Here is a 25,486-nt window from a genome sequence, read left to right as displayed (position 1 = left end):
TTGCTACTTTCTTCTACTACTCCAAAATATATGTAAGGAAGGAAAAATGTTTTTTTACATTTTCATTTCCCTTTTCAGCTCCTTTGTTTGCAATATTCTTAATAGATTCCAACTCTGAATGAATATCAGCCATGATCAGATTATTAAATACATGACCACTTTTGTCAGCATTATCTTTCAATAGTTTCTGTAAACCTTTTACATATTCTACCTGTAGATTTCTCACCCAGTCTGTACTTTGCTTTTTAGCCGATAAATTAAATAGTCTCTTTGTAATATCTGATAGATATTCACTTACCGAGTATGGATCTTTTGATTCTGTTGTGCATGTATACATTCTAACCAGAACAGCTCTATTCAAAAGATCTTCAATCTTTTTTCCTTGTGCTTTAATGATCTCTTCATCCAGACTTCCCAATCTTTTCTCTAAATCTTCACTCTTCATCCAATCAAATTGGCCAAGTAATTCATCCATGATATAGTCTAATGCTTCCTTTTGTTTTTCGCGACTTACTGCCACATATTTTTCAGGATGCATCTCATTGGTAACATCAAATTCGAAAACACCACCCAATCTGGCTTCAACATGTTTAAAGTACCTGTTGTACTGTTTGATTACACCATCGTACATCCAACGCAAATGATCATCTCCAAGCTCATCAGCAGCAGACCATTCAATCAAATTCTTCATGATTAGCTTTGCGTTTACAGCACCGTAACGGCTTGCTTTCACCACATCATTTCCCAAGGATTCTGTTAAAACAGAAGGATCTAAAGTTCCATCTCCCATACCATTTTTAGCACCAAACAAATACATATCATCTTTGCTACGTTCTTCGAACCACCTGTTCAATGTTGCCTTTTCTTCTTCTGAAGTATTTGCCTCGTAAATAGGTTGGTATGCCCATTTAATCGCAAAGTAATCATATACTCCCAATAAAGGTGGGGTTAAGCCTACTCCTTTGTCTTTAGCCTGAGCTATGTAATTGTTGCGGGCATAATCCATAATTGAAGCGGCAGTTCCATATTTCTTGGTAAAACTTGGCGAGCGCAATGAATCTACAGGGAAAGCATAGGATGCACGATAGTTGTGCTTCATGCCCAAAGAGTGTCCAATTTCATGAGCTGCTGCATAACGAATTAACTCACCCATGATTTCATCTGAAATATCATTCATATTTCCTCTAATGGCAGGATCGTTTGCCGCTGTCTGAGAAAAACGCCACTGGTACAATTTGCTAATTACGTTGTGATAAAACAGCACATCTCCCTGAAGGATTTCTCCGGAGCGAGGATCAATCCAATGGTTACCCATTGCATTTGCCTTTTCCGTTGTAATGTATCTAAAGCAATTATTTGTAAAATCGTTAGCATGGAAAGATGTATCGTTTACCGGATAATCCTTAGCAATTATTGCATTCTTGAATCCAATTCTCTCAAATGCCATTTGCCAATCTTCAATACCAGCCTTAATAAATGGTTTCCATTTTTCCGGAAACGAATTGTCCACGTAAAAGACAATTGGTTTCTTAGGTTCAACCAATTTGCCATTCTTATGTTTTTGAATGTCTTCCTTTTTTGGTTCTAGTCTCCATCTTCTTATATACGAGTAGTTTTTCACATCCATATATTCAGATGACAGTTCTTTTCTTACTTCTTCGTAGTAGTTAATTTGGGCACTCGCTAAACGAGGTTGCATAGGTTCTTTGGGAAGTAAAACAATTGAGCGGTGCAATGAGCACATAAATTGACTTCGCTTTCCCATAAATCCCATTTGAGTTATAATTTCAACATTGCCATCATAAGCCCTGGCATAGGTAGTCTTTGTTACCTCAGGTATTACCTTTCCACTGCTTCCTCCTCCAAATGGAGAAATTTGAGGAATTTGATTGCTAAAGAATTTTGTCACATCAATAACTGATGCATTATTCCTTGCGTTTCTAGCTTCTATCTTAAAAGCAGTATAAATGGTTTGAATGTTGTTTCGATTGAAAGAAATACTGATTGGATCCTTGGCATCCATTACGTTTTCAGTATCTATTACATGCAAATACACACTCTTATCATCCTGGCTGAATCTTACCAACATTGGGTTGTGCATCATTTGGCCTGCAACTGCATTTTTGGTAGAGCTAATTTCTTCTACCCTGCTGCCCATTAACAAATCTCTCCCCATAATGCTATCGGGAATTTCAAGCCACAAATTACTATCATTCAAATGAATGCTAATAAACCCGCTGTCGCTGATTTCAGCTTTGCTTATCAAAGTCTGGTATTTTTTTGCTAATACTGCATTATTCGATTGCGCATTCACAGATAAGTGAAATACCATCAAATTTATAATGAAGAGAAAAGATAATTTAAATCGAAACATTTTTTGTTATTTATAGTTTTGTGGCTTGTTTCTGAATAAAATATAGATAAGCGATCGACAATTGCCGATCACTTATTGTCAATACTAGTATCTGTTAATGTATTTAATTCTAATTGTATAAGTATCTCCTTCTTGAGCATAGATATACTTAGGGTCGATATTCAAATCAGCGTCATCACATGTGAAAGTAATATCAATCTGAACTTCTTTGGTTGCAATATTGTAAGTACCAACAGACTTAGCAACTTCAATAGAAACCGGAGTTACATTGGTTGATAGAGAAAGATCACCTTGAGTATTTCTTGAATCTTCGTACCAGAAATAATAGCTTTCTGCACTACCATTAACATCTACTGTTGTTTTAGCTTTCCAATCTACACCTTCTTTAATTTTGTAAAGAGTTAATGTTTGAGCAGGAACAACAACAGTACCTTCAGATGCTGAAGCATCAGTAGAAACAAAACGAAACCATCCTTCTGGTGCATAAATAGAAGTTTTTCCGTAAGTAGCTTCGTTTGAGAAATATTTAGTAAGACCTAAATAATCGAACGCCTGAATTTCATATCTTTCCTGCTCAACAATATCAATAAACTTACCTCCCATTTCTTTCTTGAAGATATTTACCACTTCGCCCCATTGGTTACCATCGTTAGGAGTTATGTGCATGTAATGCTCACCTGTTAGTGTTTTCCACGCTCCATCGATTACATCCCAATAGTAACGCTTCAACCAATAAGCGTCGGCATCGGTAACATAAACATTGTCTTGAGTATTCCACTGTGCATACAGGTAGTTGAATTGGTTATCAACATTGAACCAAACGGAGAAATCAACCTGAGGATCAACAGCATTAATTGCCAAAGTATTTTCTGTAGCTTTTACAGCATAGTCAGTTGTAGATGGTGTTGCAAAACCGAAAGTTACTGTTTTATCCATATCAACAACTGCAGTATTTTTCATTGTCACAGTAAAGTCAGCAGAAACATTACCTGCAGGAATAGTAATTGCATTATTAGTTAAACCAGCAATTTCGTAATCCGTATCAGCAAGCAAATCACCTGTAATTGTTAATGGAATTACAATATCAGTAGCAAATGTTTTACTCAAACCAACGGTAATGGTTTTTACTTCTTCCATGTATGGATTCGTAACCATGTTAGAAGTTGCAAACGATACTTCAGGAGCATCAGAAGGAGGATTTGCATTGTCAACAATAATAATGTCTACATTTGCAGGAGTAGATAATTCATAACCTGTACCAGCTTGTAATGCAATATTCACAACTTTACTGTCCTCGATTGCCGAAACATTAATCGGAGTAACAAAAATATTAGCTTTAGTTTGATTCGCAGGAATGGTTACCGTCTTTGCAATTTCCTGATAGTTTACTCCCTCAACAGCTGTACCCGATAAAGCAATACCTACAGTATAAGCTGTTTCAATTGGAGCATCAGCATTTACTTTTACAACCAAAGCAGAAGTAGCCATTTCCGAAATTTCAATTACATCAGCAGTGAGCGATAGTTTAGGGATAATAGGATCATCATCGCTACTACAACTTGCCAGGATTAGTGCAGCTATCATTAGCCACAGCATGTTTAAATAACTTTTTTTCATGTGTTAATAGATTTTTGGTTATGGTTGGATCTTCCCAAGGGGAATCGGTAAGATCCTTTATTAGAATTTATTTATCTCATTAAATATTAGTACCCTGGATTTTGAACCATGCTAGAATTTCCTCTGATGGCGTCTTCAGGAATAGGTAATACAAACAAATTGCTAGGGTAATCCACGTTCACATTTTGCAATGCGTTACAATCAACTCTTCTAAGATCTCTACCCATACGTACAATGTCGAAAAACAAGTGCCCCTCGAATGCCAATTCTCTTCTTCTTTCCTGGAACAATTCTTCCTTTAAAGCAGCACCAGATAATTGAAGATTTGTAGCATTAGGATTTGCACGCTTGCGAATCACATCCAAATCGGCACGTGCCTGCACTTCATCGGTAATTGGCAAATTCAACGATGCTTCTGCACGAATCAGATACATCTCAGCAAGACGAATTACTGGAGTATAATGATCTTTATTTGAGAATTCTGTCCACTTGCGTGTTAAGTTCCCGCCTAATTGCTGTCCAATCAATTCAGCACGCACGTCACCAGCTTCATATAAATCAATAATATCATTGGTTGCCAACAATAGAAGCTTTGTTCTGTCATCACTAATTCCAATTCTATCTGAAAGTGGAGCAGATTGATTCACTCCTGCATTGTCAAGAATAAAGATATCCTCTCTTGTTGGCTCATTTTTAATATAGTAATCCACTAATTCCGGGTTCTCCACCAATGACACTGAACCATTCTCAATAACTTTGGTTGCATATTCTCTGGCTCTATCCCAGTCATTTTTATACAAGTAAACTCTTGCCAATAAAGCCTGTGCTGCTAGTTTCGACATGTAAGCTTTAGAATAATTTGCTTCTTCAATTCCGATAGCAGTACCCAAAACAGCTTCAGCTTCTAATAAATCGGTAACAATTGCTTCGTAGTTATTGAATAACAGATCGCGTGTAGTGTATTCATCATAGGCAATATTCCTGAGCATATAAGGAATTCCCAAATGTTGTGCGTTTGCTGAATAAGCGTAAGGTTGTGCATATAACTTGGTTAAATCAAAGTGAGCCAAAGCTCGAATTGCTTTTGCTTCTGCTACCGCTTGTGCCTTTTCAGATTCAGTGGCATCTTCAGCATATTCAATATTTTCTATTATATTATTTGCCTGGCTAATAATCTTATAAATTTCAGAATAAAAGCCATCGAAATAATCATCCTGTCCATCTTCGGTATGAGTAAATTGAAAAGCTGGAATGTAGTTGAATGAAAATGGATTTTCAAAAGTAAGATCATTAATTTTCAGATTACCTCCTTTTACCTCAGCTGCCATAATCATATTACAACCGTAATAGTCGAAATCTGTCATTCCATAATAAATACCATTCAAAGCTTCTTCAACACCACTTAAAGTCGAAAATAACTTATCATTGGAAATCTTTGTTGCATCATCAATGTCCAAAAAGTCGGAACAAGATGCAAAACCAATTGCCAGTAATGCTATGTATATTAGTTTTTTCATTTCTTCTTTTTTAAATAATGATTAAATTCCTAAGCTTAATTGGAATGCAAATATTCTTGACTGAGGGAATGTGTATCGATATTCAGCCAATCCGTTTCGATTTGATTTACCAGGATCTTTGTACCAAGTATAAATATTTGAAACATTGGCACTAAGGGAAGCTTTATTCAATTTAAGAGCTTGGCAAATATGCTTAGGGAAAGCATATGACAATGAAATTGATTTAAGTGATACGTTAGTCTGGTCAAACAAGAATCTATCACTATAAGCATTAAATGAAATGCTCTGATCCAAACGCGGGATGTCTGTAATATCACCTGGCTTTTGCCATCTATCTACTAGGTTTATACTTTTATTGTACAAATGGAAAGTTTTAATATTCTCCATATCACGAGCCGCATAAGGAAGCATTCTATCAGCACCATATTCAAAAGAAATCATAAATGCTAAATTGAATCCTTTGTAGCTAAAGTTGTTAGAGAAACCACCCGAAAAGTCAGGATTACTCTTACCAATCTTAACTTTTTCACTCAAATCACCTGAAATGTCACTGTAAATGTCAGTGATTGTACCATCTTTTTTATACCATTGGGGGTTACCATTATCTGGGTTTACTCCTGCATATCTGTTCCCCATAATTAGGGAAGTAGACTCTCCAACAATCAAACCTGCAGTTCCGGAAATTAATCTATCGGCATAAATATTTAACTTATCCAAACGGTTTTTATTGAAACCAACATTTAAGTTTGAATTCCATTTCACCTCACCTAGCTTAATTCCATTTGCTTTTAAGGTAAACTCTAAACCATAATTGGTCAAATCAGCAGTGTTCACAGAGATTTGGTCCCAACCAGTTTCAGGCACCACATTAAGTGACATAATCCCGTCCTTGGTTTTGTTGTTATAATATTCAACATCCAGGTTAAACTTTTTCAAAAACTTAATGGTTAAACCTGTATTAAACTTAAATGATTTTTGCCATCCAAGTTCTTCATTTGGCGCAGCAAAAGGTTGAGCAACCAATTTACCATTGTAATTAGATGACGTATTGTAGCTATACAACCCTCTTGCTGAGTACGATCCTACTTTTGCATTACCTAATTTACCGTAAGATGCTTTCAGTTTTACGAAATTGATGATATCATTTTCTGCCCAAAAGTTTTCTTTTGAAATGATCCATGAACCACCAATAGAAGCAAAGTTTTCCACCTGCTGATCCCCACCAAAATAAGATGTTGCATCCGCACGATAGTTAATAGACATGAAATATTTTTTATTGAAATCATAATTCAATCTCCCATAATATGATCTCATTGCATTTTCACTTTCATATCCCTTTACAGTACTGTCTTCATCCTCCTTCGATTGGCCAGGAATCTTCAATTTTTCTGTAACTAAGTTATCTTCAGAAACAGATGTACTATTGGTGTTATCGTGTCTTAACTGAACACCAGCGGTAGCACCAAGCGAATGCTTTTTATATGAACCATTATATTCCAACTGGGTATTAGCAATCCAGTTCATATTTTCACGTCTGGATTCTTTAATCACTCCACCTTTTTTTCTTCCCAATCCATTTTCTTTTGAATAGAAAGTATAGTTTTTAGTGTTTGTATAATCCAAACCAAACATGGTTCTGGTGCTAAAATTCTTCGAAATTTTCACATTTAATTCTAAACTGTTATTCGAATAGAATTTTTTAGTATAGTTTTCGTTTTGCTCTAAAGCTGCCAAAGGATTGGCATAGGTTTCCATTTGTGTATAATCACCATTCTCGTCATAAACAGGAATGTTAGGTTGATATGCATAAGTTGCATAAGCACTATACTTATCGGTTTTAAATGAAGTTATACCTCCCGAGTAAGACAATCTAACACCTTTTGCCAATTCACTATCCAGACTTAAACGAGAAGTAGTTGATTCATAATCATTCCCTTTGGTAGTAGTTTCATTATCCTTGTAACCTAAAGATAATCTAAAAGTTGACTTATCACCACCTCCTGATATTGTAAGATTAGATTGGTGAGAAACCGAATTTTGTAGGGTTAAATCTCTCCAATTGGTATAAACATCCGATGGCCCAACCAAATCAGGGATGTCATTTTCAGGATATCCAGAATTTCTGTAAAATTCAGTTGCTAATTCTACATATTGCTCCGTATTTAAGTAATCAATTTTATTGATTGGAGTATTTAGTAACATTTTTTGAGAGAATGATACTCTGGTTTTACCTTGTTTACCCTTTTTGGTAGTAATAATAACCACTCCATTAGCCGCATTTGCACCATAAATCGCTGCAGCTGAAGCATCCTTCAGAATTGAAACGGATTCAATATCCTCAGGATTAATCAAAGCCAATGGGTTAATAACCGTTTCTGTTCCTGTATTTACGTTAGGATTCAACGCATCAATCAAAGGCACTCCGTCTAGTATGTATAGCGGTTCACTCGAAGCGGAAAAATTAGTTCCAATTTCAGGAATAGAATTATTACCACGAATACGAACTTTAACGGGACTTGTTGGATCTCCATCATCCGACTCCAAATAAACACCAGCAACTTGACCTTCCAACATTTGGTCAACACTTTGAGCGTTACTGTGCTTTAACAACTCATCTGATTTTACCTGCTCGACAGAACCTACTACAGCTTCACGTGATTTAACACTACCGTAACCTAGCACCACCACTTCGTTTAACTTTTGGTCTGCCGATTTTAATTGTACATTAATGATTTTCTGTCCTTTTACTGGAATAAACTGGGTTTCATATCCAATAAACGAGAACATCAATTCAGCATTCGCTTTGCTTACTTTCAAATTGAATTTTCCATCGAAATCAGTTGTTACCCCATTCGATGTGCCTTTTTCAAGCACGGTAACCCCAGGTATACCAAGCTTATCGCTTGCATCTCTTACCGTTCCCGTTACCGTCAGTCCCTGCGCAAAAAGCTGGAACTGAAGTAAAACAAGAAGTGCTATTAAATAAATTCTTATCATAGACTTGTTATTTAATTGATTTTAGTATGGGTTAGTTTGTAAATTTAAATTTGTATGGATTTGCAACCTGCTCGGTTTCACCATTGGTATAAACCAAGGTCATTTCCTTATTCGCTGCCCAACTCACTATTTCATCCGGATCTACTTTATCCTGAATGTAAAAGAATCGAACGGTTGGTTGTGTTTGGTAATCAGCCTGAATACCAACTACTCCCTTGTATTTCTTAGCAACATGGTTTGACAACTCCTTAAACTTGTTCTCATTTTTAGGAAAATCTTCCAATACCAACAATACTGATCTCAACTGCTCTCTTGGATAAGATTTAAAGTTGTTGAAGGTTGCCTCATGCTTCTTAAAGGTTCTTTTCATTAAGCCCATTCCATTAATTGGCACATTAGATTTAACAACATCCTTCACTTCGTATGGGTAACTTCTGCGATGCTTAATGGTAGTAATCAAAGTCTCAATTTTTGATTCGCTCATATCAGCATCACAGAATGCCAATAATCTAATCTCAGTATCAAATTGAGTCTCCAACTGATAAACACCTTTATCTTTTAGCGCCTCCGCCATAATTTTCAAGTCAGCCTCGGTAAGGTATTTGGCAACACGAAGTTTGTGAACGGTTAACTCCTGATCCAATTGTGGAGCCTTCACAAATTGTTTTGATCTGGCATAAAGCATTTTTCGGATGCTTAGCTCATCAATTTTTGTAGTATCGTAGGTAATTTCTGCTTTGTGATCGCTGATATAAGTATTAACAGCCAAAACTCCATCCACTTCTTTCATCTGACGCACAAATCCCATAGAACTACTAAAGCAAGTCAAATGACTCATGTGATTAATGGTAAACTCCTTCGACTTCTCCATATCTTCCTTACTTCCCCAAGCTTTAGAAACAGTTGGCAAATTATATTGACTTGCAATTAGTAATCCCGAAATGAACAATACCACTACCAATACAGAAGGCAACCATTTAACGTTCATCTTTTCGTTTAATGTAAGTGCACCATCTTTTGGGCATGCAGAAACACAATCACCACAAAGGTTACAATCAGGATGTTTTACCATCTCAAGATCTGCAACATCAATACCCTGTGGACAAGTTCTTGAGCACAGACCACAATCGATACAAATATGTGTGTGACGAGTAATTTTTAAAACAGATTGTTGTTTTGTTTGAATCTTAAGAACCTCCAAAGCATATCCTACCAAGCAGATAATTCCAACAATAATGCTGATATCAACACCTACCTCGAAAAAATACATTGAAGACAATACGGCAACAACAACTCCAACTCCAATCCAATATTTAAAAATGTTTGAAATTGCTCCCAGCGGACACAAGTACTTACACCAGAACAATCTGAAAATGATGGAACCTAGTACAAATACCGAAATAGAGATTGTTGCAAACAAAAAGTTTACCCTGTGTCCAAACATGGTAACAGAACCATAAAATGGATCGTATGTCTTGCAGAACAATTCTCCGGTTTCAAGAGTAATGGTAAGTGTAAAAAATAAAAGAATGTACTTTAAACTTCTTAATACTTTATCGGTAACACCATTAATATCTCTTCTGATTTTAAATTTGTCAGCTACTTTTCCAATGGCTTCTGATACTGTACCTAAAGGACAAAGGTGACTACAGAACAATTTTCCAAGAACCAATATGCAGAATATAAAAATTGCTCCAAGAACCATTTGCGTTACGGTCATGTTACAAGCAATAAGGCCATCTTTCATTAAAGTAAGAATGGCTTGAATTCCCCCCATCGGACAATAAGTCTCAAAATCGACTACACTTAAGCCTACTTGATTTCCAATAAAGAATAGGATAATCAGAGAAAGAACAGAAAACTGCAAAATGTTTCTGAATAGGCTAACTCGTTTTTTACTCATAAGATTTAGATTGATTTTTGATTTCAACCGAAAAGTGGGAAATGATGCAATCATACACGCTGCATTTTGGAATATGAGACTTTTGATAGCGTATCATTTTGCATCATGACACTTTTAACATCTTCTTTTTCCGCCCCTTATGATTTAAAATGGATTCACTCTAAAATATGTATGACATCCTACTGTTTTGAATCATTCTACACAACTCTCAGGATTTTTCTTTTGTGATACCCTTCCCACAACTCTCTTTTTATAACATGATTTCCCTCACACAATTATCTTTTCTGCTCGCAAAATTGTTTGAATAAGATAAAGTGTATAATCACATGAGAGCTCTATTGGCAGAAGTAAACGGCTCGTTGTATATTGGCGATGACAGAAAGGTAATCCGCGATAAGGCTTACACTTTGGTGAAGCAATATGCCGACGAATTAAAGGAATTTGGACAGTTTGTATTTAGAAAAGATGAAGAACATGTAATGCTATATGCCAGTAAGTACATGAGAAACAAAAAAGCCGAATACCGACTCAAGAAAAAGGAAGAAGAAAATACCCAGGAAGAAGCAGTAAGCTAATTTATTCAGAAGAGACACATTTAGAACTTAGCAGATACGAGGGAATCAATAGATTCCCTTTTTTTTTCGTCTCCAAGACACCAAATATGATGAAAAAGACAAAAGTAGAATTTCGTCTTCAGTCTTGGAAAGAGCCAAACCTGTCTTGGAGGTTTTACCTGCCTGTCTTTCTGCACTTGCCTTTTGTCTTGGAAAAGGTTCTTCTGTGTCTTGGAGCACCTTATGAGGGTCTTGGTGTTCTTTTTTTCTGTCTTGGAGAATCTTTCATCCAGTCTTGCTGGCACTGTCTTTTGTCTTGTTGATGACGAACTTGGTCAAGAAAATCACTTATCAAATAAAAGCAATTAACAACTCCTGGACTTGATATACTCCGTAGGAGTAATTTCATGGAATTGCTTGAATACACGATTGAATGAAGATTTGGAATTGAATCCACAATCGAAAGCCAGGTAAAGTAGGGTTTTATCTTCGTGTGCTTTTTGATCTATCAGTTGGATGAAATAATTGATACGATAAGAATTCACAAAATCAGAATAAGATCGATTTGCACTGCGGTTGATTGCTTGTGAAATGATATGTTCAGGCATATCAATCATATCAGACAATTTTCGCAGTGTTAAATCACCATCTTTATACACCTCCTTTGTTTCAATGAAATTGCAAATTTTCTGAAATTGCTCATCATATGGATTTTCATCCATTGAATTACTTCCTGAATTGGTATTCCCAGATGTTGGAATAGCAATGTTATTATTCATAGGATGTGCAAATATGTAGGAGTACTTACTGTAGATATAAACAAATGATATCACAAACACCGATACAATAATATTAATAAGCATTACCTGGTCAATTACAAAGTGAAAGCCTAAAACACCTAGTAATTTAATCAGGAAAACCGCCGATAGCAGTATCATTACACCATTTCCGATACTACTGATCCATTTCAACCTGTATGGATTTCCTTTTAAAAACATCTCATTTTTCTGAAACTTTAATATCATCAAGTAACCCATTACCACATAGGCCAAAATGATCAAAAATTTCATATAAACAGAAATAATAGCATAGATATTATCGGAATGAGAACAACCGCCTTCCCCAAGACAATCTACCAATCCCAATGATTTAGTAGTTGTTTTGTATCCCATATACACAGCAAAAGGAATTAGGTGCAATATATGCTTCTTGCTAAAACTAAAGTTTGGGTCGACGAGACTTAAAATATAAAAATAGAACATGGTTCCATGCATCACATGACTGGCACATGCTAATTCATAAACCCAATGAAAATCGTGAAATAGATTCTGAGAAGATAAAAAGAAAGTTAGTTCAGCTATGGCAACAAGAAAAAGCCAAATTGAGAATATCTTATCAGATAAATGGTTTGCCTTACGCGACAAGATGGAAACCATAAAAAATCCCAATATGGCCAAACAAATCACAAACAAATAATCCATACTCTACCACCTCCTCTTAATAACTGCTATCGCTTATTTGGTAAGCAATTTTAACTATTTTTAAGCATTTCAACAACTTATAATACAAATTTTGCATGTGTATAACACTCGATAAATCAAGCTTATAAAAACATAATTTCTGATTTTTTGAAAAAGCTTACATTTATAAGATTCACAGATAAGTTTACCACAAAATGCGTGTAAACTTGTCGTTATAAGTTGTATGTGTAATTATTTTTTTCATCCGTATTTGGTATTACAAATTTTATTTTTAATCCTTTTTTACAATAATTGCATAAATAATCATCGGAATGATCTTTAATAAATTAGAATAACTATAAATTATTTTTAAGAATTTTTTAACACATCTATCAGTAAAGGAGGAAATTATCCATGATTTTGCATAGAATTCTTCGTTAGGTTTGGTGACCACATCTTATCCAAAGCAAGAGAAATTGGAGAAGAAAAAACAGATCACTAAGCCTCTATTTATATTAACGTTACACTCTTACCGATAAACTTCACAATAATTTTTAAATCGATTTCGATTGGATTTCAAAATATTTCATTTAAGTTTGCCAACATTATTAACAAGGGGTGCCTGTAACGGCTGAGATTATACCCTATGAACCTGGGCAAGTAATGCTGCCAAGGGATGTATGTATCTCCTGTTTCTACTCCTGCAATCTTTTTTGAAATGAACATTTTTTGTAATGGTAATCCAATTGCTTTGGATGATTGTACTTCGCTATTTACGCTACTATCGGTGACTGAATACGTGAACCAAAAAGGTATTGCAGTGGCTGTAAACAATTGTGTAATCAAAAAACAGGATTGGGAATCTCACCAACTTCAGGAAAACGACAAAGTTTTGATTGTTTCAGCAACCAAAGGAGGATGATTTTTAGCAAAATCAACAGCTTTATTGGAGAGATAAACAATACATTATTGTCGTTTAATTGCTCCTTCTTAGATCAAGAAGAATCAATTAAACACATAATACATTGAAAACTAAAAACATTACACAAGGAGGATTTCCAAACTCCAAAAAGATCTATGTAAAAGGTAAAATCCACAACATAGATGTGGCAATGCGCGAAATTGAATTGGCAGATACCACAGATAAAAATGGAAATGTAATCAAAAACCATCCAGTTACGGTATATGATACTTCAGGTCCGTATACGGATGAAAATATCGAGGTAAATCTTGAAAAAGGATTGCCTAAACTTCGTAAGCAGTGGATTCTGGATCGTGAAGATGTAGAAGAACTGGAAAGTCTATCATCAGAATATGGCAGAATGAGATTGGCTGATAAAAACTTAGACCACTTACGCTTCGATCATGTGAGTAGCACGCCATTAAAAGCTAAAGAAGGAAAATACGTTTCTCAGTACTACTATGCCAAAAAGGGAATCATTACTCCTGAAATGGAGTATGTTGCCATTCGTGAAAACCAACGCATTGATGAGATCAAAGAGAAATACGCTCAGCACAAAGGCTGCCCAATGGGTGCTCAGATTCCTAAAACTCATATTACTCCAGAATTTGTGCGTAATGAAATTGCCAAAGGACGTGCCATTCTACCGGCAAACATCAACCATCCAGAAGCAGAGCCAATGATTATTGGCAGAAACTTTTTGGTAAAGATCAATGGAAACATTGGGAACTCCCCTACTACTTCGAGCATAGAAGAAGAGGTTGAAAAAGCTGTTTGGGCATTCCGTTGGGGCGCAGATACCATTATGGATCTGTCTACTGGTGAGAATATTCACGAAACGAGAGAATGGATTGTTAGAAATAGTCCGGTACCGGTAGGAACCGTTCCATTGTACCAGGCGCTTGAGAAAGTTAATGGTAAAGTAGAAGATTTGTCTTGGGAAATTTACAAAGACACTTTAATTGAACAATGCGAACAAGGTGTTGATTACTTTACCATTCATGCAGGTTTGCTTTGGAAACACATTCCAATGACCATCCACAGAACTACTGGGATTGTATCACGTGGTGGATCGATTCTGGCGAAATGGATTCTAAATCATCACAAAGAGAATTTCCTTTATACTCATTTTGAAGATATCTGTAAGATCCTGGCAAAATACGATGTGGCAGTTTCTTTGGGTGATGGATTGCGACCAGGATGCTTGGCCGATGCCAACGACAAAGCACAATTTGGAGAGTTGGAAGCATTAGGACATCTTACCAAGATTGCGCGCGAAAATTTCGTGCAAGTTATCATTGAAGGCCCGGGTCATGTACCAATGCACATGATTAAGGAAAATATGGATGAGCAATTGAAGCATTGCGACGAAGCTCCTTTCTACACCTTAGGCCCATTAGTAACGGATATTGCCCCAGGTTATGACCATATCACCTCTGCAATTGGAGGGGCAATGATTGCCTGGCATGGTACAGCAATGTTGTGTTACGTAACGCAGAAAGAACATTTAGGATTACCGAATCGAGATGATGTAAAAGAAGGTGTTATCACTTTTAAATTAGCAGCCCATGCAGCCGATTTGGCAAAAGGATTTCCAGGAGCTCAATATCGCGACAATGCAATGAGCAAAGCTCGCTTTGAATTCCGTTGGAGAGATCAATTCTCATTGGCTTTGGATAGCGAAAAAGCCATGAAATTCCATGATGAAACGCTTCCGGATGAAGGTTATAAATCCACTCATTTCTGTTCAATGTGCGGAGAAAACTTCTGTTCGATGCGCGCTACTATGGAGGTACGTGAATTGGCTGAAAAGGCTCAGGAAAAAGCCAAAGAATTTGAACAAGCTGGTAATGAACTGTACAGCTAAGGAAATTGATTTGATTTTGATTTCTTATCCTGAATTTTTTAAAGGGGAAACAGATCTTGTTTCCTCTTTACTGGATCAATTTGATTTTACCTATCATTTGAGAAAACCTGATGCAAGTTATGATGAGCTCGAGAGTTTCCTTGCAGAGATTCCTGATCACCTGCATGAAAAAATAGTAGTCTCTAATTCGATTGAGATTTTTGAAAGGTTCAAAGTGAAAGGAATTCATTTCTCCACTTTGAATAGAGAGAATGGAAATTACCTGGCCGGAAATTGCTATAGAGGAACTTCTTGCCATTCAATAGATGAAATCAGAAAGTTAGATGACAGCTATGACTATGTCTATCTGAGTCCGATTTTCGATAGCATTTCAAAACCAGGATACAAGGGAAAGCTAGATGTGTATGAAATCAAAAAGTTCCTCAATGAGTCCAGAAAGATTCAGGTACATGCACTTGGAGGAATAGCAGCCGGAAATATGGAACAAATTAGAGAATTTGGATTCGATGGCTTTGCTGTTTTAGGTGCTGTTTGGACCAATGATCCTCATCAAAATCAGGATAAGATTCGATCAAATTTCAAAAAAATTTACTCTATAATCCAAAGCATATATGAAAAGAGCAATTCCTAAAATTCAATACATTACACAAGACCATCATGAATTGTCTCACTCCATGCAAGCAAAGCTAGCATTTGAAAAAGGCATTGAGGCAGTTCAAATCAGGATGAAAAACAGCAGTAAGGAAGAAATTTTGGAGGAAGCAACAAGAGCGTTGCAATATGCCAATATGAGCAATGGAACTTTAATTATAAACGATTCCATTGATATTGCCAAAGAAATTGGTGCTCATGCCCTTCACCTTGGTCTGAAAGATACTCCCATTGATGAAGCCAGAAAAATTCTGGGCAGCGAAATGATTATTGGAGGAACGGCTAACACATTAGATGATATCATTCTTCAAAAATCACGTGGTGCCGATTATGTTGGTGTGGGACCATTCAGGTATACTACTACAAAGAAGAAGCTAAGCCCTATTGTTGGAATGGAAGGATATCAAAGAATCATTTCAGAAATGAATGTACAAAGAATCGAAATTCCACTTGTTGCCGTTGGAGGAATACTTCTGGATGAAATTGAAAAACTGCAGGAAACTGGAATGTATGGAGTTGCTATCTCGGGAGCTTTATTAAATACACTAAACAACCAAACTCATGAATGATTTAAAACTCGGAGACAAAATATTCAAATCGCGTTTGTTCACAGGAACTGGAAAGTTCAGCTCAAACGAAATAATGAAACAAGCCATCAAAGCTTCAGGATCTGAACTGGTAACCATGGCATTGAAAAGAATAGATATTGAGGATGAAAATGACAACATGATACAGCACCTCAATATTCCAAATGTCAACCTACTACCCAACACTTCAGGAGTCAGAAATGCAAAAGAAGCGGTATTTGCAGCACAATTGGCTCGTGAAGCACTAGAAACCAATTGGCTAAAACTGGAAATTCATCCTGATCCAAAATATCTACTTCCTGATGGTGAAGAAACTTTAAAGGCGGCAGAGGAACTGGTGAAACTGGGCTTTCATGTATTGCCTTACATACAAGCCGATCCGGTTCTTTGTAAAAAACTGGAAGAAGTTGGAACAGCTGCCGTAATGCCATTGGGTTCTCCTATTGGATCAAACAACGGACTACAAACCATCGATTTCTTGAAAATCATCATAGAACAAAGCAATGTGCCGGTAGTGGTTGATGCAGGAATTGGAGCTCCTTCTCATGCTGCAGCGGCCATGGAACATGGCGCTGATGCTGTGCTTGTAAACACTGCAATCGCTGTATCTCCAAACCCAGTTGAAATGGCTAAAGCTTTTAAAATGGCAGTTGAAGCAGGAAGAATGGCATATGAGGCAAAATTAGCGGAACGCTCAGTTGGTGCCAATGCCAGCAGTCCTTTAACTGCTTTTCTTGATGATTTGGACTAATCAACTAATCTTACACTTATGAGTTTCTATAACGAAATACAAAAATACAATTGGGAAGAAGTCAGGAAACAGATCTACTCAAAAACGGAAGCAGATGTGAAAAGAGCTCTGGAAAAAGAGAAGATTGATTTGCATGATTTTCAAGCCCTCATTTCACCAGCTGCTACTGCCTGTTTGGAAGCCATGGCGCAAAAAAGCAAGCAGCTCACACAAAAGCGATTTGGAAAATGCATCCAAATGTACATTCCTTTGTACATCTCGAACTCCTGCACCAACACTTGCGTTTACTGTGGATTCAATTACAAAAATAAATTTGATCGTAAAATCCTTACTTCTAAAGAGATTAAACAGGAAGCTGAAGAGATTAAAAAGTTAGGATTTGAACACATTCTTTTGGTTAGCGGTGAAGATCAAAAAAACTGCGGATGCGATTATATAGGAGAAATGATGGATAGCATAAAAGATCAATTCTCATTGATTTCGATTGAAGCACAACCTTTATCTACTGATGAGTATGAGAAATTGACTCACAAGGGATTGAATACAGTTTACATCTATCAGGAAACATACAACGAAACCAATTACAAAAAATATCATCCGGCGGGAAAAAAATCGAATTACCAATACCGATTGGAAACTCCTGACAGATTAGGAGAAGCCGGTGTTCACAAGATTGGCTTGGGTTGTTTGTTAGGATTAGAAGATTGGCGCGTTGATACTTTCTTTACCGCACTTCATCTTCAGTATCTTGAGAAAAAATACTGGAAGAGTAAATATTCCATCTCCTTTCCTCGCCTTCGTCCTCACGCCGGTGGATTTCAGCCTAATTACGAAACCACTCAAAAGGACCTGGCACAACTGATCACTGCATATCGGATTTTGAATCATCACATTGAGATTTCACTATCAACCAGAGAAAGTGAAAAGTTCAGGGACAACATGCTACAACTTGGTGCAACTTCATATAGCGCAGGTTCTAAAACCAATCCTGGCGGGTACACGAATGCAAAGGAATCATTGGAACAGTTTTCTGTAAACGATGACAGAAGTCCTTCTGAAATTGCCAAGATGATTCAAACCAATGGCTACGAAGTTGTTTGGAAAGATTGGGATAACTTTATGCAACAATAGTAATATGAACGAAATTCAGAAAGAGAGATACAATCGACATATTATTTTGTCTGAAATTAGCGAATCAGGACAAAAGAAATTATTAGATGCTAAAGTTTTGGTAGTAGGTGCCGGAGGCTTAGGAGCTCCGGTTCTTCAATATCTTGTAGCTGCGGGAGTGGGTGAAATTGGTATTGTTGATGCCGATACCGTTAGTTTATCCAATCTGCAGAGACAAATCCTTTACCGAGAAAATGAAATTGGTAAATCGAAAGCTGAGCAAGCCAAATCAACATTAAATCAATTGAATTCTGATGTAAAAATATCCTGCTATCCAGTCATGCTGGATGATAATAATGCACATGAAATCATTTCTAAATATGATATTGTAGTAGGTGCAACGGATAATTTTAACTCACGAAAATGCATTGATAAAGTGACAAAAAAACAGGAAAAAGCATTTGTTCATGCATCCATTGGAGAATTCGAAGGGCAAGTTGCTGTCTTTAATTATCAAAATGGTCCCTCCTATTTCGATTTGTTTCCTGAAACACCAGAGGAAGCAAGTCTTCCGTTGGGAGTCCTGGGCGTTTTGCCTGGAATCATAGGTAGTATGCAAGCTTGTGAGACAATTAAAATCATTCTTGAAATTGGTGAAGTTCTATCAGGTAAACTATTGGTATATGATGCGCTTACCCACAAATCCAATGTCATTCAATTTTGTTAATGATATGATCAAAATTTTCATTTTAAGTGAATTTGAAAATTGATCCCATAAAATCTTGTCCTTAATTCTAGTAATTAGTGCAGCAACGATAACTTTTGGTCTGAAAAAACTTACGTAAGCCAAAATAAGAAAGCCATTGAAAACAATTTCAATGGCTTTTTCTCACTGTTTCTTGCAGCTATAAAAAATCTTGTCCCGGTCTTTTCTTCTCTTCAGGGTGCTTTATTTCAATCACCTTATCCAGTAGAGAATAAAACTCTACTCTAAACTTTACAGGTCCGGTAATTACTACATGATGATATCTTTCAGGATAAATCACAATCGGATGTTGTGGATCTGCATCTAAAGCTGGTCCTTCTTCATCTTCCCATACATATTGGCAATGCCCCTCTTCTACCACCAACAAACCAATTTTACCTTTTGGGGCTAAATGCGATTTTAGTATGGCAGGCTTTACTATCTCCTCATTCATACTAGGTGTACTTCCCACTTTTATTGCTCCTTTTGGCAATTCCTCATTTTGGTAATTCATATGCTTAGCATTAAAAATCATTCTATTCAAAGCTAGTTTTTATCAGCCTAACAACATATACCTACTTGTAGTGATTTTTAAAGAAAAACGCCATTGATGAATTTCAATGGCGTTGTATAATTGTTTCTAGTTATTTTAAATTGGTTGGAACCTGAGGCGTCGAAATCAAATGAGTGAAAATTTCCCAACGCTTATCGGGATTGGTCTCTACACCTCCTCTTTTCTCTACGTATTCTTTCACCAAATCTTGCCCCCAATTGTAGTTGATGATATAGCTACGATAAGTTTCCGGAAATCTGAAAGTTGATTCATTTGCTTTGCGCAAAGCATATTTTTCCATCCATTTACCTGTTTCTTCTTTTGTCCATTTTCCATCCAGATAATTTCTCATGGCCGAAGTTCTGGCATAAGTTAACTCGTGCGTTAATTCTTGAATTTGGTAATACAAATCAACTTTTTCGGTATCTAAACCTGCCAAAGGAAATAGAACTTCTTTCTCAAACTTCATTCTCTCCTCGCGAGGAAAAACCACGTTAATACCATAATTTGCAGTTCCTTCTGCTATTAATGATTGAGGGCTAAATAATGGGTACACAGAAAACTCAACCCATCCTCTTTTCTTCACCAAATTACTCTCCAACAATGAATTGTAAACATGGTGACCTGGATATCCTTCATGACTTGCCAAATCAATGGCTCTATCGATAAGAATCGGGAAATCGATATTAACCTGAATCAAGCTAAAGTTGTTTCCTTTGTACCAATTGTAGCCAGCCCAAGCTTTATCGGTAACATATTCCAATTCAAAATTTTCATTTTCTGGCAAAGAAATATGTTGTTTCGTTCTCTTACGCGATTCTTCGATTGCAGCTCTAAACACAGTATCTACCTTGTCTTTGGGAATTACAAAATCCTTTTGAAATTTGGCCAAGCGATCTATTAAATTACCTTTACCAGGAAGCAATATTTCCAATTCATTGATAATTTCTGCAAAGTGCTCGTCTTCGAAATCAGGAACTACTGCATCATATAATGCATTAGATTCTTCATTAAATGTAAATTTCTTTCCTGATAGCATTTCAATTCTTGCTTTAACTGCAATAAATTGTTTTAACAGGTATTGCTTACGCAATTTCAGCATTTCATCTTTTTCAGAAACATCAAGAGCCTTCACTTTTACATTTAATTCATCCAAACGTTTTAAGAGTTCAGCAGAAGGAATTTCATCTAATTTTCGCTGCTCCACTTCTGTCTTCCATTCTTTTGGCCCATAATAAGCATCTACATACAATGGATCGTAAAGACCAATCTCCAATACGGTTTTCACGTAACTTTCTGCAACTTGATTCATTTCCAGATTTGCATCTGGCTTTTGGGTACACGATGCAATAATTCCGCCTAATATAACAAGTGATAATAGTTTCTTCATCTGTGAATTTTAAAGGTTATAATAGTGTTTATTTTAAGTATGAATCAAAATTAATAAAGCATTTGAAATATAAATAATATCCAAGTCACAGTTTTTTCTACTATTTTAGATCCTCTTATAAAATACAAATACAATATGGACGCTATATTATTAAAGGATTCACTAAATACAAAGGATATCAATGATCTGATTCTAAAAGGAGTTAATGACATGGATATCAATCAGGACAAGCGAAACGAAATTGAAATTGAATCCAATCAACTTGCCACAGCATTTGTTGAAGCAATTAACTATCATACTGAAAATAGAAATAATACCGATTCTAGTTATGCATTTCAAATCGCGGTTAAATTCAACAATTTTACTGAAGAGTTTAGAAAGGTATTTGTAAAAAATTATCAGAAAGACATTTTGGTTGGTTTTGGAATTAGTGCAATTTGGATGGGAATATTGAATGGCTTGGATGCTGAAAGTGGTATTATGCCAAATCATCCTTTTAAACGTGAAATTGCAAACTGTCTGGTGAGCATTACCGAAATTCTGGACGAAAACAAACCTAATTCATAAAATCCATTGAACTATGACAGACACTTCTAATTTGAAGCGCATCTCAATACTTGGTTGTGGATGGTTAGGTTTGGCTTTAGCTAAAAAACTGCTTTCACAAGGCTTTGAGGTAAAAGGATCGATCATGCAAAAAGAAAATTTGCATGAATTGAGGGAAGCCGGAATAAAAGCCTACCAAGTAGTATTAAATCCACATTTAGAGGTGTGTAGTGATGATGATTTTTTTGATACTGATATTATTATATGCAGTATCCCTCCTAAACGACGAGATGATATCGAAAACTTTTATCCTAAGCAAATAGAGACACTTAAACAGAACGCCCAAAAACATGGCGTAAAAAAAATACTATTCATTAGTAGTACTTCTGTTTATCCAAACACGCTAGGTAAAGTTACCGAAGAACTTCAATTAACTCCTGAAAAGGCAAGTGGTAAAGCTTTAGTAAAGGCGGAAGAAATACTCTCTCAATCAAATGATTTTGAAACTACCATATTACGTTTTGGTGGTTTAATAGGCTATGATCGCCATCCAGGAAGATTTCTATCGAACAAAAAGAAATTAAAGAATGGTTTGGTTCCGGTAAATCTAATTCACCAGGATGATTGCGTGAAAATCATATCTGAGATTATCAGGCAAGATGTTTGGGGAGATGTTTTTAATGCTTGCTGTCCGGAGCACCCAACTCGAAAAGATTTTTACCAAAAAGCAGCTCGTGCAGCCAATCTGCCCGAACCTGAATTTCTAGAAGATGAACAAATGGCTTACAAATGGGTTGATTCATCCAAATTAACCAAGAAATTGAATTATAAATTTATTTACACAAGTCCTCTTGACACAATTTAAATTGAATTTACTTGAGGTTCTTTAAGAATATTCTACTTTTGTGATCCTATAAATTACAGAAGTAGAATTGATCATATAAGAGGACTGAAATGCAACATAGATTGTACATTGTAGGGGCAGGACCTGGAGATCCGGATTTATTGACGGTAAAAGCTCACAGGGTTTTAATGGAGGCAGACATGGTATTATACGATGCTTTGCTTGGAAAACAAATTCTTGAAATGCTTCCCGAGAGTTGTGAAAAAATCTATGTTGGGAAAACTTATAAAGATCAGCAGGACCAAATAAAGCGCATGTGTAGAATCAATGCCTTAATGAAAAAAGGTGTTGAAGAAGGCAAACGTGTTGTTCGTTTAAAAACCGGCGACCCTCTAATCTTTGGTCGAGGAATTGAGGAAGTACGCTTTCTTCGAAACGAGAAGATTGATTATGAACTTGTTCCTGGAATTACAGCTGGTATTGCTGCGGCAAACCATTGCCAAATTCCAATTACCGAGCGCTCAATAAACCGCACTTTATTATTTTGTACAGGCACTACTTTGGATGGCGACATGAAACAGTTCGATGCCGTTTCAAGCATGATTCAATTGGGAACTCCTGTAATGATATACATGGGTTTGAATAACCTTGGTAGTATCATCGATAAACTAATTGGCAATGGTGTGAAAGCAGACACTTCCATTTGTGCCATCTCCAAAGTATCCTATCCCGACGAAAAGATGTTGTTTGGAAACTTAAGCAATTTCATGAGTAAGCTAGAGCAAAATCCTCTTGAGATGCCAACCATTATGCTTATTGGTGAAAATATAATGCCTATGCTCGAAGAGGCGGATGAACTGCTAAATCAATGTTCTGATTGTAATTCGTGATTCAATAAAACGACTCAGGTGAATGGCCTGAGTCAAAAGTAATTTATAGTATCTATACTTACCGAAATAAGTACAAGCAATCTGCTTTTTAAATGATATGATAATACATCAGTAGTAATATCGTTCCTAATAATAATATATTACTCACCAACCTACTTCCTTGATTTAGCAATACAATTACAAGTGCTTCTTTAGCAGGAAAAACACTCATTGCTGATGGCAAACTTCTTCTTAAACTTCTTATGGGAAGTGAAATAATATTGCCCATTAGCAAAGCTATTAAAACATGAGAAGCCTGTAAACTTCCAGTTTTTAAAAAGCCTGCAGCAACAGTAGCTGCACTAAGAATGCCGCCCAACATAGAACTTGCCACAGCAAGAGATTCCGGAGGAAAGTACTCTCTCAAACTTGAAGATTTAAACAAACTATCCGATAAATCGAAAAAACCAATTTCATTTAAAAAAGAGAAAAACAAAAACATCGGAATTGCGATAAGGAACATCCTTTGCACCACCAAGTAAGTTTTTTTGCGAGCTTTCTCTATGCTCACCCTCCAGGTATCAGCAATTCTCTCCTCTTTCTCAACTTGAATATCATTTTGAATATCAGGAATCGTTTTGCTATATCTCGATGCCAATAAGGCTATAAAAACTACAAGAAAACCCAATCCGAAAAGCAATCCAAAGTAACTGGCTCCCACTACTCCCACTGCTGCAATGGTTGGATACATGATTCGAAGGCTATGGTACAAATAACTCATGAAAGAAGTACACATTGCACTTACTCGAAGTTGTTTGCAACTCATCTGATTGTTTTCGTATGCAGATGTAAGCATACTGTTTGCAGTAATCAAAGAGAAAAATGAACTAAATATAGCGGTAGCGGAAATATTTGGCAGTTTTGCCCATCGGATAATCGGACTGGTAAATCGCTTCATCAATTGTGACCAGTTTCTCTCCTCGATAAGATTACCGATAAAACTTGCAATGCTTGTGGTAATGATGATTTGTAAGGCCAATTTTAAATTGAATTCTAACCAATTTAAAGATGGAAGATTAAAGCCAATGCCCAAAACAATTAGCACCACAACAAAGTACCATATCCAACTTAACAGTTTATTTTTCTTCTTTTTTGCCAATGTTTTATTTTTTGCGCAAAGTAAAACATTATTATAAACAATTCAATAAAAACATGGCCTTCACATTGACATATCCTGATTAAACTAAATTTTAACTTACTCATAAAAGTGCAATGCTTTTAAATTAGAGCTGGCTATCTAAAACATCTGAAGATTGATAAAATTATTTTCTAGCATTAGATTAAACCGATGACCAGTGCAGGATGAGATTACTCTCTAGTAGTAGAAAAAAGTCTTGACAAGTACTAGATTAATTTGTCGTCTTACATTGGAAATAAACCTATGGTAGTACTAGAAAAAAAACTCTATTGCTTAAAATATAAATAAGTACAGGTTAAGATCTTCTCTAATTGTAAACAAAAAATCCCCGAAAGGAAAATTCCTGACGGGGATTCTGAGTTATAGTAGTCTAGGTTAGGTACAAATACTATTTGTTTTCCTCAGCAAACTTACGTCCTGCATGAAGTGCTTTGATATTCATTTCGATTACTTCCTCTCCTTTTCTTTCGAAAATCTTACGAATACCTGCTTCAAGATACTCGAAAGGAACATCGATAAATGGTGAAGCAGCACCCAACATTACGAAGTTGAAAGCACGCTTAGAACCAGTTGTTTCCTCAGCAATCTTATCAGCATCGATCAAAACGTAGTTTGGAAGATCTTTAATTGTCTTCTCTAACTTTTCCATTTCCGGGTAATCAGGAATATTTACGAATGGAGTTGAGTTGGTTACTACGTATCCACCTTGTTTTAAGTAAGGTAGGTAACGAAGCGCTTCCATTGGCTCAACTGATAAAATGATATCAGCACCTCCTTTTGGAATCAAATCTGAATAAATTGGCTTGTCAGAAATTCTCATGAATGACTGAACATCACCACCACGCTGACTCATACCGTGAGTTTCAGCTTGCTTCATATATAAATCATTTTCTAGAGCAGCAGATCCTAAAGCAGCAGCAATGGATAAAATCCCTTGACCACCAACACCTGCTATGACCATATCTGTTTTCATCGTCTTTTTAGTTTTTCAG

General features: G+C 36.2%; 21 protein-coding genes. 11 read left to right on the top strand and 10 right to left on the bottom strand.

The window, feature by feature from the left end:
* Positions 1-16 precede the first annotated feature (16 nt).
* From ACKPCA_RS03925 to ACKPCA_RS03905, 5 genes are all read right to left on the bottom strand, one after another.
* Complete coding sequence (locus ACKPCA_RS03925) at positions 17-2,374, bottom strand: zinc-dependent metalloprotease (protein ID WP_321281539.1); 2,358 nt, start codon at positions 2,372-2,374, stop codon at positions 17-19.
* A gap of 84 nt (positions 2,375-2,458) precedes the next feature.
* Positions 2,459-3,991 carry a hypothetical protein gene (locus ACKPCA_RS03920; RefSeq protein WP_321281537.1) on the bottom strand — a complete coding sequence of 511 codons (1,533 nt, stop codon included), beginning with the start codon at positions 3,989-3,991 and terminating at the stop codon, positions 2,459-2,461.
* Between the two features lie 86 nt (positions 3,992-4,077).
* A complete protein-coding gene (locus ACKPCA_RS03915) occupies positions 4,078-5,508 on the bottom strand; it encodes a RagB/SusD family nutrient uptake outer membrane protein (protein ID WP_054721776.1) in 1,431 nt (476 codons plus the stop codon).
* 21 nt (positions 5,509-5,529) lie between these two features.
* Complete coding sequence (locus tag ACKPCA_RS03910) at positions 5,530-8,505, bottom strand: SusC/RagA family TonB-linked outer membrane protein (protein ID WP_321281535.1); 2,976 nt, start codon at positions 8,503-8,505, stop codon at positions 5,530-5,532.
* A 31-nt stretch (positions 8,506-8,536) separates the two neighbouring features.
* Positions 8,537-10,408, bottom strand: a complete 1,872-nt coding sequence (locus ACKPCA_RS03905; RefSeq protein ID WP_321281534.1) for a 4Fe-4S binding protein — start codon at positions 10,406-10,408, stop codon at positions 8,537-8,539.
* Positions 10,409-10,734: 326 nt separating this feature from the next.
* Between ACKPCA_RS03905 and ACKPCA_RS03900 the strand changes: the two genes are divergently transcribed.
* On the top strand, positions 10,735-10,983 hold the full coding sequence (locus ACKPCA_RS03900) for a hypothetical protein (protein WP_321281533.1): 249 nt from the start codon (positions 10,735-10,737) through the stop codon (positions 10,981-10,983).
* A 344-nt stretch (positions 10,984-11,327) separates the two neighbouring features.
* On the opposite strand, the gene ACKPCA_RS03895 is transcribed toward ACKPCA_RS03900, so the two are convergent.
* Positions 11,328-12,443 carry a helix-turn-helix domain-containing protein gene (locus ACKPCA_RS03895; protein WP_321281532.1) on the bottom strand — a complete coding sequence of 372 codons (1,116 nt, stop codon included), beginning with the start codon at positions 12,441-12,443 and terminating at the stop codon, positions 11,328-11,330.
* 697 nt (positions 12,444-13,140) lie between these two features.
* Between ACKPCA_RS03895 and thiS the strand changes: the two genes are divergently transcribed.
* From thiS to ACKPCA_RS03860, 7 genes are all read left to right on the top strand, one after another.
* Positions 13,141-13,344: a sulfur carrier protein ThiS gene (thiS, locus tag ACKPCA_RS03890; protein WP_171593941.1), complete on the top strand. Its 204-nt coding sequence runs from the start codon at positions 13,141-13,143 to the stop codon at positions 13,342-13,344.
* 103 nt (positions 13,345-13,447) lie between these two features.
* Entirely contained in the window at positions 13,448-15,250 is a 1,803-nt protein-coding gene (thiC, locus tag ACKPCA_RS03885) for a phosphomethylpyrimidine synthase ThiC (RefSeq protein WP_321281530.1), read from the top strand.
* Positions 15,234-15,881, top strand: a complete 648-nt coding sequence (locus ACKPCA_RS03880; RefSeq protein WP_321281528.1) for a thiamine phosphate synthase — start codon at positions 15,234-15,236, stop codon at positions 15,879-15,881. Before thiC ends, ACKPCA_RS03880 begins: the two co-directional genes overlap by 17 nt.
* Positions 15,862-16,470, top strand: a complete 609-nt coding sequence (thiE, locus tag ACKPCA_RS03875) for a thiamine phosphate synthase (protein WP_321281526.1) — start codon at positions 15,862-15,864, stop codon at positions 16,468-16,470. Before ACKPCA_RS03880 ends, thiE begins: the two co-directional genes overlap by 20 nt.
* A complete protein-coding gene (locus tag ACKPCA_RS03870; RefSeq protein WP_321281525.1) occupies positions 16,463-17,239 on the top strand; it encodes a thiazole synthase in 777 nt (258 codons plus the stop codon). The genes thiE and ACKPCA_RS03870 overlap by 8 nt, the downstream gene beginning before the upstream one ends.
* 18 nt (positions 17,240-17,257) lie before the next feature.
* A complete protein-coding gene (gene thiH / locus ACKPCA_RS03865; RefSeq protein WP_321281523.1) occupies positions 17,258-18,370 on the top strand; it encodes a 2-iminoacetate synthase ThiH in 1,113 nt (370 codons plus the stop codon).
* A gap of 4 nt (positions 18,371-18,374) precedes the next feature.
* Positions 18,375-19,076, top strand: a complete 702-nt coding sequence (locus ACKPCA_RS03860) for a HesA/MoeB/ThiF family protein (RefSeq protein WP_321281521.1) — start codon at positions 18,375-18,377, stop codon at positions 19,074-19,076.
* Positions 19,077-19,254: 178 nt separating this feature from the next.
* Here the strand turns inward: ACKPCA_RS03860 and ACKPCA_RS03855 are convergent, their stop codons facing one another.
* Entirely contained in the window at positions 19,255-19,608 is a 354-nt protein-coding gene (locus ACKPCA_RS03855) for a TehB-like domain-containing protein (RefSeq protein ID WP_321281519.1), read from the bottom strand.
* Between the two features lie 130 nt (positions 19,609-19,738).
* On the bottom strand, positions 19,739-21,037 hold the full coding sequence (locus ACKPCA_RS03850) for a hypothetical protein (RefSeq protein ID WP_321281517.1): 1,299 nt from the start codon (positions 21,035-21,037) through the stop codon (positions 19,739-19,741).
* Between the two features lie 135 nt (positions 21,038-21,172).
* On the opposite strand from ACKPCA_RS03850, the gene ACKPCA_RS03845 reads away from it, so the two are divergent.
* The 3 genes from ACKPCA_RS03845 (at position 21,173) to cobA (ending at position 23,317) form a co-directional block, all read left to right on the top strand.
* Positions 21,173-21,604: a hypothetical protein gene (locus ACKPCA_RS03845; RefSeq protein WP_054721753.1), complete on the top strand. Its 432-nt coding sequence runs from the start codon at positions 21,173-21,175 to the stop codon at positions 21,602-21,604.
* 13 nt (positions 21,605-21,617) lie between these two features.
* Positions 21,618-22,448 (top strand): NAD(P)H-binding protein, encoded by an 831-nt coding sequence (locus ACKPCA_RS03840; RefSeq protein ID WP_321281515.1) that lies wholly within the window; start codon positions 21,618-21,620, stop codon positions 22,446-22,448.
* Between the two features lie 89 nt (positions 22,449-22,537).
* Positions 22,538-23,317, top strand: coding sequence for a uroporphyrinogen-III C-methyltransferase (gene cobA / locus ACKPCA_RS03835; RefSeq protein WP_321281513.1), 780 nt, complete (start codon positions 22,538-22,540; stop codon positions 23,315-23,317).
* Between the two features lie 88 nt (positions 23,318-23,405).
* Here cobA and ACKPCA_RS03830 read toward each other — a convergent pair whose 3' ends face one another.
* Both ACKPCA_RS03830 and ACKPCA_RS03825 read right to left on the bottom strand, forming a co-directional pair.
* Positions 23,406-24,455, bottom strand: coding sequence for a hypothetical protein (locus tag ACKPCA_RS03830; RefSeq protein ID WP_321281512.1), 1,050 nt, complete (start codon positions 24,453-24,455; stop codon positions 23,406-23,408).
* Positions 24,456-24,882: 427 nt separating this feature from the next.
* The gene (locus tag ACKPCA_RS03825; RefSeq protein ID WP_321281511.1) at positions 24,883-25,467 is read right to left on the bottom strand and encodes an indolepyruvate oxidoreductase subunit beta; all 585 of its coding nucleotides are present in this window, start codon (positions 25,465-25,467) and stop codon (positions 24,883-24,885) included.
* Positions 25,468-25,486: the final 19 nt, after the last annotated feature.

Origin of the sequence: Marinifilum fragile (genome assembly GCF_963677365.1) — a bacterium.
Taxonomy (GTDB): domain Bacteria; phylum Bacteroidota; class Bacteroidia; order Bacteroidales; family Marinifilaceae; genus Marinifilum; species Marinifilum fragile.
Note: the sequence above shows the minus strand (reverse complement) of the source record. Positions and strands in the feature narration are given on the sequence as shown.

Excerpts from the sequence above, each read along its gene's own strand:
- ACKPCA_RS03925 (WP_321281539.1), bottom strand. The coding sequence starts at position 2,374 with ATGTTTCGATTTAAATTATCTTTTCTCTTCATTATAAATTTGATGGTA.
- ACKPCA_RS03920 (WP_321281537.1), bottom strand. The coding sequence starts at position 3,991 with ATGAAAAAAAGTTATTTAAACATGCTGTGGCTAATGATAGCTGCACTA.
- ACKPCA_RS03915 (WP_054721776.1), bottom strand. The coding sequence starts at position 5,508 with ATGAAAAAACTAATATACATAGCATTACTGGCAATTGGTTTTGCATCT.
- ACKPCA_RS03910 (WP_321281535.1), bottom strand. The coding sequence starts at position 8,505 with ATGATAAGAATTTATTTAATAGCACTTCTTGTTTTACTTCAGTTCCAG.
- ACKPCA_RS03905 (WP_321281534.1), bottom strand. The coding sequence starts at position 10,408 with ATGAGTAAAAAACGAGTTAGCCTATTCAGAAACATTTTGCAGTTTTCT.
- ACKPCA_RS03900 (WP_321281533.1), top strand. The coding sequence starts at position 10,735 with ATGAGAGCTCTATTGGCAGAAGTAAACGGCTCGTTGTATATTGGCGAT.
- ACKPCA_RS03895 (WP_321281532.1), bottom strand. The coding sequence starts at position 12,443 with ATGGATTATTTGTTTGTGATTTGTTTGGCCATATTGGGATTTTTTATG.
- thiS (WP_171593941.1), top strand. The coding sequence starts at position 13,141 with ATGAACATTTTTTGTAATGGTAATCCAATTGCTTTGGATGATTGTACT.
- ACKPCA_RS03880 (WP_321281528.1), top strand. The coding sequence starts at position 15,234 with ATGAACTGTACAGCTAAGGAAATTGATTTGATTTTGATTTCTTATCCT.
- thiE (WP_321281526.1), top strand. The coding sequence starts at position 15,862 with ATGAAAAGAGCAATTCCTAAAATTCAATACATTACACAAGACCATCAT.
- ACKPCA_RS03870 (WP_321281525.1), top strand. The coding sequence starts at position 16,463 with ATGAATGATTTAAAACTCGGAGACAAAATATTCAAATCGCGTTTGTTC.
- thiH (WP_321281523.1), top strand. The coding sequence starts at position 17,258 with ATGAGTTTCTATAACGAAATACAAAAATACAATTGGGAAGAAGTCAGG.
- ACKPCA_RS03860 (WP_321281521.1), top strand. The coding sequence starts at position 18,375 with ATGAACGAAATTCAGAAAGAGAGATACAATCGACATATTATTTTGTCT.
- ACKPCA_RS03855 (WP_321281519.1), bottom strand. The coding sequence starts at position 19,608 with ATGAATTACCAAAATGAGGAATTGCCAAAAGGAGCAATAAAAGTGGGA.
- ACKPCA_RS03850 (WP_321281517.1), bottom strand. The coding sequence starts at position 21,037 with ATGAAGAAACTATTATCACTTGTTATATTAGGCGGAATTATTGCATCG.
- ACKPCA_RS03845 (WP_054721753.1), top strand. The coding sequence starts at position 21,173 with ATGGACGCTATATTATTAAAGGATTCACTAAATACAAAGGATATCAAT.
- ACKPCA_RS03840 (WP_321281515.1), top strand. The coding sequence starts at position 21,618 with ATGACAGACACTTCTAATTTGAAGCGCATCTCAATACTTGGTTGTGGA.
- cobA (WP_321281513.1), top strand. The coding sequence starts at position 22,538 with ATGCAACATAGATTGTACATTGTAGGGGCAGGACCTGGAGATCCGGAT.
- ACKPCA_RS03825 (WP_321281511.1), bottom strand. The coding sequence starts at position 25,467 with ATGAAAACAGATATGGTCATAGCAGGTGTTGGTGGTCAAGGGATTTTA.